1 protein-coding gene is annotated in these 14,558 nt (G+C 64.0%); it reads left to right on the plus strand.

The features are described from left to right. Nucleotides 1–14: 14 nt before the first annotated feature. Nucleotides 15–14,507, plus strand: coding sequence for a VCBS domain-containing protein (locus LDN95_RS22005; protein WP_226019672.1), 14,493 nt, complete (start codon nt 15–17; stop codon nt 14,505–14,507). Nucleotides 14,508–14,558 lie beyond the last annotated feature (51 nt).

Consider the following 14,558-nt stretch of genomic DNA (forward strand, 5'->3'; position numbering starts at 1 on the left):
TGATCCCGGTGACGGTGACCGACGGGGCGGGGGCCACGGCGACGCAGAACCTGACGATCACGGTGACCGGCACCGGTGACGGCGCGGTGATCGGCGGGGTCGATGCAGGCGCGGTGGTCGAGGACACCGGGGTTCAGGCAGGCAACCTGCTGGTTGCCAGCGGCAAGCTGACGGTGAGCGATGCCGATACGGGCGAGGACCACTTCACCGCGCAGAGCGCTGTGGCGGGCAGCAGCCAGCTTGGCCAGTTCAGCATCGCGGCCGATGGCAGCTGGAGCTACCGTGCCGACAACGGCCAGAGCGCGATCCAGCAGTTGAAGGCGGGCGAGACGCTGACCGATACGGTGAGCGTGACCAGCGCCGATGGCACGGCGCATGTCCTGACCGTGACGCTGACCGGTACCAACGATGTGCCGGTGCTGGCGGCACAGAGCCATGCCGTGACCGAGGACGGCGTAAAGCTGACCGGGCAGATGCTGGCGACCGACGTGGACGCGGGCGACACGCAGAGCTTCTCCACCACCCTGACGGTGGCAGGCTTCACGCTGAACCCCGACGGCAGCTACAGCTTCGATCCGGCCGATGCCGCCTACCAGCACCTGACCGCAGGCCAGACGCTCGATGTGGTGATCCCGGTGACGGTGACCGACGGGGCGGGGGCCACGGCGACGCAGAACCTGACGATCACGGTGACCGGCACCGGTGACGGCGCGGTGATCGGCGGGGTCGATGCAGGCGCGGTGGTCGAGGACACGACCCTCACCGCCAGCGGCAGGCTGACGGTGACCGATCCCGATAGCGGGGAAGACCACTTCACCGCGCTGGGCGACGTTGCCGGGACGTATGGCAGCCTGACGCTGGGTAGCGACGGGAACTGGAGCTACAGCCTCGACAACGCCAGGCCCGAGGTCCAGCAACTGCGTGCCGGCCAGAGCGTCACCGACAGCTTCAGCGTGACCAGCGCCGATGGCACGGCGCATGTCCTGAGCGTGACGCTGACCGGGACCAACGATGTGCCGGTGTTCCACCTGCAAACCGGGCCTGAATATCACCCGGTTCTGGAATCAGACAACATTCTGCCCTTGATCATCGAGAACATGGGCATGAGCGCGTACATGGCAAAACCCATGGGCGATGGCCTGGATGTGCAGTACGAGGAAATCCGCAACATCTTGAGAGGTCAGGCACCGATTGGTGTCTATGCCGATACCATGGTGACCTTGAAATCGGCTGGTTTGGCCTTGATCGGACCGGATGGTCGTGCCGCGCAAGCATTTGCCGAAGGCCAGGACATCAAATTCCAGGTACTGGTTGATTGGTTGCAGCAAGGGGCCGGTCACGAGTTTCGGGCCTTCGGCCCGGCAAGTGCCGTCGCGTTCCGTATGCAATTCCACGATGCTGGCGATCCGGACCACCTCACGGGCGCGCAAGGCAAAAGCAGCCTGTTGGCAAGCGAGGTCAATACGTGGCCGAATTTCCATGCCTGGCAGCCAAATCCGAACAGCGCTGTCGTTGGTGCCGAAAACAGTGGCCATCTGACAGCTACCGAGGGCGATGCCGCACTGACCGGCCAGTTCCACGCAACCGATGTCGACAAGGGCGACACGTTGACATTCAGCACCAGCGCAACCGTTGACGGTTTTACGCTGAATGCCGACGGCAGCTACCGCTTCGATCCGGCCCACGCTGCCTACCGACACCTGACCGCAGGCCAGACGCTCGACGTGGTGATTCCGCTGACGGTGACCGACGGGGCGGGAGCGGCGGTGACGCAGAACCTGACGATCACGCTGACAGGCACGAACAGTGGCGCGGTGATCGGCGGGCATGCGTACACGGAGCTGCAGGAGGACACCAGACTCGCGCCGGGCAACCTGCTTGCGGCCAGCAGCCAGCTCACGATCACCGATCCCGATGCGGGAGAGGATCACTTTGTCGCGCAGACGAATGTTCTGGGCAGCGGCGGGTACGGTCACTTCAGTATCGCGGCCGATGGCTCATGGAGCTACAGCGCCGACAACGGCCAGAGCGCGATTCAGGGCTTGAAGCCGGGCGATCCCCATTTGATCGATACGCTGGTCGTGACCAGTGCCGATGGCACGACGCACACGCTGACCGTCTCGATCCAGGGTGTGAACGACGCGCCGGTGCTGGTGGCACAGACGCAGGCGGTGACAGAGGATGGCGCGCTGTTGAGCGGGCAGATGGTCGCGACCGACGCCGATGCGCACGATACCAAGACGTTCAGCATCGCGCAGGCCGTCGACGGGCTGACCTTCAACGCTGATGGCAGCTACAGCTTCGATCCAGCGCATGCGGCCTATCAGCATCTGGCTGTCGGGCAGACGCAGGACGTGCTGATCCCGGTGACTGTCACCGACAGCACCGGCCTTACATCGACGCAGAACCTGACGATCACGGTGACCGGCACCAATGATGGCCCGCACGTGGTGGCAGACAGCGCGGCCAAGGCCGTAGATCTGGGCGCCATTGCCGAAGACGCTCCGCGCGTGTTCACCGAGGCCGAGCTGCTACGCGCGGTAGGTGCCAGCGATGTGGATGATGGCGCCAACCTGCACATCGTGGCAAGCTCGCTGACGTCGCCGCACGGCACGTTCAGTGGCGATGCGACGACGGGCTTCACCTTCACCCCAGCCGCCAACTACAGCGGTCAGGACGTGGACTTGCGGTTCAATGTCACTGACGGCGCGGAAAGCCGCGAGGCCTTTGCCAAGCTGAACGTCACGCCGGTGGCCGATACGCCGGTGCTGGGTTGGGTTGGCAAGATCACGCCAGATATCGGCAGCCAGCTCAAGCCCGGCCAAAGCGATAACTTCATCGATCCTTCGGGGATGGGGTGGCAAACGGATAATGCGAGGGGCGTGCGTGTAACGTCGGCCCAGTCCCACGGTGGGCCGGCGGGCCAGGGTCTGTTGCAACTGGCTGCGCAGGACACCGCTGATCCATGGAACTTCTATCGCATTATCAACACCCGTCCCGGACAGCCCCTGCATCTGGCGTTCGACCTGGGGAGCAGTCCAAATTCCTATAAGGCATCGACCCTTGAGGTGCTGCTTGATGGCAAGGTCATCGATACGCTGCAGCCCGCCAGTTCGGGTTACGCGATGCAGCGATACGACTATGACCTGAGGGCCACGGGCAGCCAGTCGCGGATCGAGTTCCGGACGCAAGCTGGGGATTACCATTATTTTGTTCTGGTCGGGAACATCGAGGTCGACGGCAATCCGCCGCTGACGGTAGGGGTCAATAACGACCTGAACCTCAAGCTTGGCCACTACATGTCGCTGGCCGACACCGACGGCAGCGAAACGCTGAGCTACGTGATCAAGGGTTTGCCGGTGGGCTTCACGCTGACCGATGGCAGCCATAGCGTGACGGTTACCCAGGCCGATCAGTTGGTCGACACCCGGGGCTGGCAACAGGATTCCCTGGCGGTTCGCGCCCCCAAGGATTTTGCTGGCGAAGTGGCCGTGACCGTGACCGGTCGCAGCGAGGAGAGTGCCAACCACGACAGTGCAACTTCGGCGGATTTGCCAATGCGGCTGCGCTTTGACCGGCTGGTCATGGCGGAAGACACGACGCTGACCGTGAGTGAAAACAGGCTTCTGGCGCTTGCAGGTGTGGTGCCGGCGCCCGGGCAGCAACTTACCCTCAGCGATGTGCAGGTGGACCCGGCATTCGGCCACTTCACCCACGATGCCAGCGGCAGTTGGACCTTCACGCCCGCCGCCAACGTCAATGCTGACCAGGTGCCGCTCACGCTGCACGTCAGCGGCGGTACGCAGCCGATCAGTGGCACGCTGGAACTGGCGATCACGCCGGTCAACGATGCACCGATGCTGGTGGCGCAGACGCAGGCGGTGACCGAAGATGGCGCGCTGTTGAGCGGGCAGATGGTCGCGACCGACGCCGATGCGCACGATACCTTGGTGTTCAGCATCGCGCAGGCCGTCGATGGCCTGACCTTCAACGCTGACGGCAGTTACAGCTTCGATCCAGCGCATGCGGCCTATCAGCATCTTGCGGCGGGACAGACGCAGGATGTGGTGATCCCGGTGACCGTCACCGACAGTACCGGCCTTACATCGACGCAGAACCTGACGATCACGGTGACCGGCACCTCCGATGGCCCGCAAGTGGTGGCAGACAGCGCGGCCAAGGCCGTCGACCTGGGCGCCATTGCCGAGGACGCTCCGCGCGTGTTCACCGAGGCCGAGCTGCTTCAGGCCGTGGGCGCGACCGCTTCGGACCCCGGCAGCGTGCTGCACATCGCGGCGGGGACACTGACATCGCCGCACGGCACGTTCAGTGGCGATGCGACGACGGGCTTCACCTTCACCCCCGCCGCCAACTTCAGCGGTCAGGACGTGGACTTGCGGTTCAGTGTCACCGACGGCGCAATCAGCCGCGAGGCTTTTGCGACGCTGGATATCACCCCGGTGGCCGATACGCCGATCTTCTATACGCCGCCCGGCGCCAATTCTCTGGCGATTTCGACCGACTTCGACACGATCAAGCTGACCCATCAGTTTGACGATCCCCGGCCGCTTGGCTGGGCCACCGATGCCCCTGTCGGCATCGAGGTGGCACCCGACGACGTGTTCGGCGGGAAAAGTAGCACCAATCGCGTGCTGGAACTGATCTCTAAGGGGGCAGGGGCGTTCAGTTCGCCCAACTTCTACCGCGTGCTCAATACCGAGTCCGGGCAGATGGTGAACTTCGGTTTCGATGTGTCACCGCGTACCGGCTGGGCCGTCGCCCAAGTCCAGGTGCTGTGGGAGGGTCAGGTGATCGACACTTTCACGCCCTCCGGCTCGCAATATGGCATGCAGCACCACGATTATCAGTTGCTGGCGACCACCGCGCAGTCGCGCCTCGAGGTGCGGCTTGTGGATGCGTCGGACGACCGGCGAGCCGTATTCGACAACATCGACATCAACGCCTCGCAGTTGGCGGAACGCTTCGGCTCGGTCAACGGCGACCTGTATCTGAACCTGGCTGCGAACCTGCGTCTTGCCGATACCGACGGTAGCGAAACGCTGAGCTATCAGATCAAGGGGCTGCCGGTCGGCTTCACGCTGACCGATGGTACGCACAGCCAGACCATCAGTCAGGCCGGGCAGGTGGTTGATACGCGGGGCTGGGATGGGGATGCCCTGCGGGTGCGGTCGCCGCAGGACTTCAAGGGCCAAATCAACATTCAGGTCAGCGGAACCGCTGAGGAGGGCGCGAACCACCAGACCGCAACATCGGCGGACCTGCCGCTGCGGTTGAACTACGGCGATCTGGCGTTCACCGAGGACAAGGTCGAGGCCATCAGCGAAACCAAGCTGCTGGCGCTGACCGGAGTGCACGCGCCGGGTGGTCACACCTACACCATCACCGACGTGCAGGTGGACCCTGCCTTCGGTCACTTCAGCAAGGATAGCAGCGGCGGCTGGACTTTCACTCCGGTGGCCAATCTTGCGGCCGATGCCGTGCCTTATACCCTGCAGATTCAGGATGGGGCCACCACCTTCCAGGCGCATGCACACCTCAACATCGAGGCCGTGGCCGACGTTGCAGCGGGTAGTGTGACGTCGATCCTCACCGACTTCGACAGCATCCCGCTGCTCAGCCAGTTCACCAACCCCAGCCAGCTTGGCTGGTCGACCGACGGGCGTCAGGGCATCGAGCTGGCCGCAGACAACGTGTTCGGCGGCACCAGCGGCACAAACCGGGCGCTTGAGCTGATCTCGAAGGGTGCAGGCGACGTCAGCTCGCCCAACCTCTATCGCGATCTTGCGACCGGGGCGGGGCAACTGCTCCACTTCGGTTTCGACGTGTCGGCGCGTACCGGTTGGGCGGCTGCCAAAGTTGAAGTGCTGTGGGAAGGCAAGGTAATCGACACCTTCACGCCGTCCGGCGCCTATGCGATGCAGCATCGCGACTACGAGTTGCAGGCCACCGGCGATCAGTCACGCATCGAGATCCGCGTCGTAGGCGACAATGCCGACCTGCGGACAATCTTCGACAACCTGCATATCGGCCCCCCGCAGAACCTCGAACGGCAGGGGATGACCGGTCACGACCTTCAGCTTGATCTGGCAACCAACTTGCGTCTGGCCGATACCGATGGCAGCGAAACCATCAGCTATCTGATCAAGGGCCTGCCGGCTGGCTTCACGCTGACCGACGGGGTGCACCACACCACCTCCACCGCGGCGGATCAGGTGATCGATACCACCGGCTGGGACCAGCAGGCCCTGGCCGTTCAGGCTCCCCAAGGATATCAGGGTCAGCTGGCGATTCAGGTCAGCGCCCGGACCGAAGAGACGGCCAATCACCAGAGCATCATCTCACCCGAGATGCAGTTCCGTCTTGGCTTTACCGACCTGGCGGTGGTCGAGGATACGCCGCGCACCTTTGCCGAAGCGCAACTGTTGGGACTGGCGGGCATTCATGCTCCGGTCGGACAGACCTACGCGATCAGCGATATACAGGTGGACCCGGCCCTCGGCCAGTTCACGCACGATGCCAACGGCGGCTGGACGTTCACGCCTGCGGCCAACGTCAATGCCGATCAGGTGCCGTTCACGCTGCACGTCAGCGGCGGCGCGCAGCCGATCAGCGCCGCGCTGGAACTGGCGATCACCCCGGTCAACGATGCGCCGGTGCTGGCGGCACAAACGCAGGCGGCGACCGAGGATGCGGCGTTGTTCACCGGCCACATCGCCGCGACGGATGTTGATGCGGGCGACACGCTGACGTTCAGCGTTGCGACAGCGGTGGCGGGCTTCACGCTCAATGCCGACGGCAGCTACAGTTTTGATGCCACCGATGCGGCCTATCAGCATCTGGCTGCCGGCAAGACGCAGGCTGTGGTCATCCCGATCACCGTCACCGACAGCGGTGGGCTGACTGCGACGCAGAACCTGACGATCACGGTGACCGGCACCAACGATGGTCCGCACGTGGTGGCGGATACGGCGGCGAAGGCCGTCGACATGGGCGCCATTGCCGAGGACGCTCCGCGCGTGTTCACCGAGGCCGAGCTGCTTCAGGCCGTGGGCGCGACCGCTTCGGACCCCGGCAGCGTGCTGCACATCGTGGCGGGTTCGCTGACGTCGCCGCACGGCACGATCAGCGGCGATTCCGCACATGGCTTCACCTTCACCCCCGCCGCCAATTACAGCGGTCAGGACGTGGACCTGAAGTTCAGCGTCACCGACGGGACGCAAAGCAGCGAGGCCTTTGCCAAGCTGGATATCACCCCGGTGGCCGATACGCCGGAGCGGCTGGCGGGCAAGCCGCTGAACAGCAACTTTGAAGATGCGCCGGGTGCGGCGGGCTGGCAGATAAATTCAGGCGCGACCCTTCCCTTGCGTGGGGGAAGCCCCACCGGCGGTCAGGCCGTTGCACTTACGGTCGGCGGCGCCGAACTTCTCTACCGGGACTTCGACACCTTTGCCGGCCAGCGTCTGCACGTGTCCTTCGATCTGGCTGACCCGCAGACTACCGGCAATTTCCCGGTGCGCGTGCTCTGGGAAGGGAAAGTGATCGCGCTTCAATCGCTGATAGGCAGCAGCGGACATGCGGTACATCGTGAGGTGGATCTGGTGGCCACCGGTCCCAATTCCCGGCTGGAGTTCAGACCAGACGAAGGACTTCATGGGTTCGACGGCAAAACCGACGTTGTCGACAACATCAAGGTCACCTTCCAGGATATCCGGTCGGATCGTGAAGCAGTCGCCAATCGTGATCTGCAGCTTCAGCTCGGCAAGGAGTTCGCGCTTACCGACACCGATGGCAGCGAAAGCCTGCACTACATGGTCAAGGGGCTGCAGGTCGGCTTCACGCTGACCGACGGCACGCACAGCGCGACCGTGACTCAGGCCGATCAGCAGATCGACACCCGCGGCTGGCAGCAGGATGCGTTGCGAGTGCAGGCGCCCAAGGACTTCACGGGGGCGGTAGACCTTCAGGTCATCGCCCGCAGCGAGGAAGCGGGCAACGCGGTCACCGCCGATTCGCAGGTTCTGCCGATGCGGCTGACGTTCGAGCCAGCCAGCCTGCTCTCCCTGACCGAAGACACGCCCAAGACCTTCAGCGGCGCCAAGCTGATGGCACTGGCGGGTGCCGTGCCGATACCCGGCGAACACCTGACCCTGAGCGATGTGCAGGTCGATCCCGCCTTCGGCCACTTCACCCACGACAGCCATGGCAACTGGACGTTCACGCCAGCGGCAAACGTATCGGCCGATCAAGTGCCGATCACGCTGACGGTGGCGGGCAGCACCCAGCCGATCACGGCCACGCTGGCCCTCAGCATCGCGCCGGTTGCGGATGCGCCGCTCAGCGGTGGCGGGCTGTCGGTGAACACCGATTTCGATCATGAGAGCGTCGGCGGCGATGGCTGGGCCTTTGTCGACGGCAGCGGCATGGGCTGGCACACCGATTATTCCAAGGGCATTCAGGTCGGTCAGGACAAGCTTTATGGCGGCACCAGCAGCACCAACAAGATCGTCGAACTGACCGCGAACGGCGGCAGCAACATCTATCGTGACCTGCCCACCACGGCGGGTCAGGCCTTGCACTTCGGCTTTGACCTGTCGGCACGCGGGGGCCAAGCCGTCGCGCCGCTGGAGGTGGTGTGGGAAGGCAAGGTGATCGACACGATCAAGCCGGGCAGCGGCTTTGCCCTTGTGCACCATGCCTATGAACTGGTCGCCACCGGAGCCAATTCGCGCATCGAACTGCGCGCCACCGGTGGAGGCGATGGCCGCGCGATCATCGACAACATCGCGATCAGTCCGCCACCGCAAGTGGGGCTGGTCAACCATGCGGTGCATCTCGATGTCGGTCAGGTCTTCCATCTGGCCGATACCGACGGCAGCGAGACGCTCAGCTATCTGATCAAGGACTTGCCGGTCGGCTCCACGCTCAGCGATGGCACCCACAGTGTCACTGTGGCGACGGCGGGTCAGGTGATCGACATGCAGGGCTGGCAGGTGGATGGCCTGACCCTGCAAGCGCCCAAGGATTTCGAGGGCCAACTGGACTTCAAGCTCAGCGCGCGCGCCGAAGAAGGCGCCACGCACGAGACCGCGCTGTCGGCGGAACAGTCGATGCGTCTGAGTTTCGAGCGTCTTGTGACGGCGGAAGACACGCCGAAGTCGTTCACCGAAGCGCAGTTGTTGCAATTCGCCGGTCTCCGCGCACCGGCCGGACAGACCTTTACGCTGGGCGATGTGCAAGTGGACCCGGCGTTCGGTCACGTCACCCACGATGCCGACGGCAAATGGACGTTCACACCGGCGGCCAATGTCTCGGCCGATGCGGTGCCGTTGACGCTGCACGTCAGCGGCGGCGCGCAGCCGATCACCGCCACGTTGCCGTTGAATATCACCCCGGTCGTGGACAAGCCGGTGGTGGATATACCGGCAGGTACAGTCGACGCGACCGACTTCGATACGGTGCGGGTTACCGATTCCAGCGGTAGCCAGTTCGTCGATCCCGCACAGTTCGGCTGGCACAGCGGTGGCAGCAAGGGAGTCGAACTTGGCAAGGAGACGCTGTTCGGCGGCAGCAACGCGTCCAATCAGGTGGTCGAGCTGATTTCCAAGGCCGCTTCCTATAACGATCCCAGCATCTACCGCGATCTCACCACGCAGCCGGGGCAGCAGTTGCATTTCAGCTTCGATCTTTCGCGGCGCGACAAATGGGCGGTCGGGCCGGTCGAGGTGCTGTGGGAAGGCAAGGTGATCGACACCATCACCCCGACCGGTGATGGCTATGCGATGCGCCATCACGCCTATGATCTGGTTGCCACCGGCAGCACTTCGCGCATCGAACTGCGCGTGGTCGGCGACACGGTGGACCAGCGTGCAATCATCGACAATCTGGAGATCAGCGGCCCTCCGCAGTTCGGTCTGGCGAACCATGATCTGCTGCTGAACCTTACGCACGACCTGCACCTTGCCGATACCGACGGCAGCGAGACGCTGACCTACATCGTCAAGGGGCTGCCGGTGGGCTTCACGCTGACCGATGGTACGCACAGCGTCACGGTTGCCACAGCCGGTCAGGTTGTCGAGACGGCGGGTTGGACGCAGGACGCCATCGTGGTACGCCCGCCACAAGACTTTCATGGCCTGCTAGACCTTCAGGTCGCCGCGCGCGCCGAAGAAACCGGCAACCACCAGACGGCGACATCGGCCGATATGGAGGTGCGCCTCAGCTTCGAGAGCCTGAGCACGACCGAAGACACGCCGAAGTCTTTCACTGAAGCGCAGTTGTTGCAATTCGCCGGTCTCCGCGCACCGGCCGGACAGACCTATACGCTGGGCGATGTGCAGGTGGACCCGGCGTTCGGTCACGTCACCCACGATGCCGACGGCAAATGGACGTTCACCCCGGCGGCCAATGTCTCGGCCGATGCGGTGCCGTTGACGCTGCATGTCAGCGGCGGTGCGCAGCCGATCACCGCCACGTTGCCGTTGAATATCACCCCGGTCGTCGATGCGCCGGTGCGTGAGGCGAGCGCCGACACCAGCGGGCAGGCCATATCGATGGATTTCAACAGCGTCGCGGTCGGTAACGACGGCTATGCCTTTGTCGATCTTGCCGCAGCCGGCTGGCACACCGATGGCAGCAAGGGTTCGGAAGTCGGCCAGGACAAGTTCTATGGCAGCAATACAACCACCAACCTCGTGCTGGAGTTGATATCCAACGATAACAAGAACATCTACCGGACACTGCCTACGGCGGCTGGCGAAGTACGGCATTTGTCATTCGACCTGTCTGCTCGCCCCGGTCAATCCAAGTCGCCGCTCGAAGTGGTGTGGGAAGGCAAGGTGATCGACACGATCACGCCCGCCGATGGCTATGCGATGGTGCGTCATGAGTATGATCTGGTGGCCACCGGCAGCAATTCGCGCATTGAACTGCGCGCCAGCGGGTCGGGCGACAAGCGGGTCATCCTCGACAATATCGCAATCGGCGCCCCGATCCCGCCGCAAATCGCGCCGGTCAACCATGACTTGCATCTGAACCTTACGCACGACCTGCACCTTGCCGATACCGACGGCAGCGAAACGCTGACCTACATCGTCAAGGGGCTGCCGGTGGGCTTCACGCTGACCGATGGCACACACAGCGCCACGGTTGCCACCGCAGGGCAGGCGATCGAGACGACCGGCTGGAATCAGGACGCGCTGATGGTGCGCGCGCCGCAGGATTTTGCCGGGCAACTCGCGATTCAGGTCAGCGCCCGCGCCGAAGAGACCGCGAACCACCAGACGGCGACTTCGGCCGGCATGACCGTGGCGTTGAGCTTCGAAAGCCTGACCATCGCCGAAGACACGCCCAAGACCTTTACTGCGGTGCAGATGATGCAACTGGCGGGCATCGTCGCACCGGCCGGGCAGACTTACACGCTGGATGACGTGCAGGTGGACCCGGCGTTCGGCCATGTCACCCATGAAGCCGACGGCAAATGGACGTTCACCCCTGCGGCCAATGTCTCGGCCGATGCGGTGCCGTTGACGCTGCACGTCAGCGGCGGTGCGCAGCCGATCACCGGATCGCTGTCACTGAGCATTGCGCCGGTGGTGGATGCGCCGGTGCTGGAGCCGGGCAGCGGTCCGCAGCCGTTCGATCTTTCGGCCAATTTCGACACCATTTCGATGGGTTCCGCTGGCTGGGCGACCACCGATCCGGCCACTGCCGGCTGGCACACCGACCACAGCGGCGGTGTCGAGATGGCGACGGAAAAGGTCTATGGCGGCACCAGCGACACCAGCGTGGCGGTCGGCCTGATTGCCAGTGCCGGGGCCAACCTGTTCCGCGAAGTACCGACCCAGGCGGGGCAGACGGTCCACCTGAGCTTTGACCTGTCCGCCCGTCCCAAGTTCGGCAAGTCGCCGGTCGAAGTGATGTGGGAAGGCAAGGTGATCGATACGATCACGCCTTCGGCAGATGGCTTCGCGATGGTGCGGCATGACTATGATCTGGTCGCTACCGGCAGCAATTCGCGGATCGAGCTGCGCCTCAGCGGTTCGGGCGATCAACGTGCGCTGCTCGACAATCTTCGGGTTGTCGGGCAGGCACCCGCACAGGTTGCCCTGACCAACCACGACTTCCACCTCGACCTGCCCCACAACCTGCACCTTGCCGATACCGATGGCAGCGAGACGCTGACCTACATCGTCAAGGGGCTGCCGGTGGGCTTCACGCTCACCGATGGCACGCACAGCGTCACGGTTGCCACAGCAGGTCAGGTGATCGAAACGACGGGCTGGACGCAAGACGCCATCGCCGTTCGCCCGCCGCAGAACTTCCTTGGCGACATCAACCTTCAGATCAGTGCCCGCGCCGAAGAGACCGCCAACCACCAGACGGCGACCTCGGCCGACATGGCGATCCGGCTGAGCTTCGAGGGATTGAGCACCGCCGAAGACACGCCCAAAACCTTTACCGAAGCGCAGTTGCTGCGTTTCGCGGGCATCAGCGCGCCTGCCGGACAGACTTATACGCTGGCCGATGTGCAGGTGGACCCGGCGTTCGGTCACTTCACCCACGATGCCAATGGCGGCTGGACGTTCACGCCTGCGGCCAATGTCTCGGCCGATGCGGTGCCGTTGACGCTGCACGTCAACGGCGGGGCGCAGCCGATCAGCGCCGCGCTGGAACTGGCGATCACCCCGGTCAACGATGCGCCGGTACTGGCGGCACAAACGCAGGCGGCGACCGAGGGTGGCGCCTTGCTGACCGGGCATCTGAGCGCCAGCGATGTGGATCAGGGCGATACGCTGACGTATTCGCTGGGCCATGCGGTCGATGGCTTCACCCTGAATGCCGATGGCAGCTACACCTTCGATCCCGGCCATGCCACTTATCGGCACATTGCCGCCGGGCAGACCGAACAGGTGGTCATCCCGGTAACGGTGACCGATGCCGCCGGTGCCACCAGCACCGCCAATCTGACAATCAACCTGGGCGGCACCAACCAAGGCGCGGTGATCGCGGGTAACGATGCGGGCACAGTCAAGGAGGACTATCAGGTTACCGCCACCGGCCATCTGGAGGTGCAGGGGCTGCTCACCATCAACGATGCCGATACAGGCGAGGCCAGGTTCGTGCCGGCCAACGCCGTGGGCACCACCTATGGTCGCTTCACCGTGGATCAGTCGGGCAACTGGCTCTATCAGGCGGACAACAAGTCGGACGCGATCCAGAGGCTCAACACCGGTCAACATCTGACCGATACCTTCACCGTGCACAGCGTGGATGGCGCGGCCCACACCATCACCGTCACCATTCAGGGTCAGGACGATGGACCGCCGTGGGTGATGCCCACCAACCCCACCCGGTCGGACGATGCCTACACCCAGATCGGTCAGGCGTTGGGATCACTCCACCATCAAAACTTCCAGTACCTCGGCAACATGATGCTTCATGCTGATACCAGCACCTATCCGTTTGAGAGGGCGGTGGTTGTCATCAAGAACGCCGGGGTTGCCCTGATTTCGCCCGACGGCACCGTGGCGAAGACTTTCGGAGATCCTCGCGGCACCATTACCGAAGTCCCGATCATCGAAATGATCAACTGGCACGCCAAGGGCGCCGGTTACCACGTGGTGTTCACCAATGCGAAGGCGCAGGAACTTGCGGTCTATGCCCATAACAATGGCAATCCCGGGTTGCTGTCGGGCCATGCTCCGTACTCCGATTTTGTGCTTCATCCGGAACAGAACCCGGCCCACCTGACGCCGGTGATGCACGAGTTGACCGGCGCCAGCCCGCCTGCGCCGCCGGTCGACTACGCCGCCGCGCCGCCGCTGGCGGACCATGATCCGCTGCACGATCAGGCTATCGGGCATGATGCCCATGCCGGTGCTGCGGTCGACGTCGGCGGTTCCCACACCCCTGCCGCAGAGCATCCCGATCAGGTCCACGCGGGCCACGATGGCGTCACCCCGCCGCCGATGGTGCCGGAGCCGGTCCATGCGCCTGTCCAGGATGCTACCCATGATACTGCCCACGATCTGGACGCGCAGCACCCGACCGATGTGCCGCTGTCCGAGCAGCCGACGGAAAGCCAGCCGCCCGAACCGGTGCCCTTCACGCCGCATCCGGATGCCTTGACGCCCTATCTGCAGTTCGCTGCCCTTCAGGGTGATGGCGCGGCGGACCCGCTCGCCCATCCCGATCAGGGCGGAACGTCAGCCGTGGACGACTACCTTGCCGCAGCGGGCGTCTCGCCCGACGAGGTGGCGCCGCAGCACGAACCCGACCTGCCACCCGATTCGATCATGAACGACATGGATCCGGCGCATGTCCATGCATCGCCCGACCATACCGATCCGGCGATCGACCCGGCGCTCGACGTGCCGGTGGTCCATCCCGATCTGCTGAACGATCATCAGGATGCGGATTCCGACGATCGCGCGCATGTATTGCGATCTGATGCCGCGCAGCGTTCCGATTTGATCGCGCGCAGGTAAAGCACCTGATCGTTGGTATCTATTCGCACTATGGTTTGGCGTTGGTCAAGC

The organism is Novosphingobium sp. FKTRR1 (assembly GCF_020404405.1).
In the GTDB taxonomy this organism is placed as follows: Bacteria; Pseudomonadota; Alphaproteobacteria; order Sphingomonadales; family Sphingomonadaceae; genus Novosphingobium.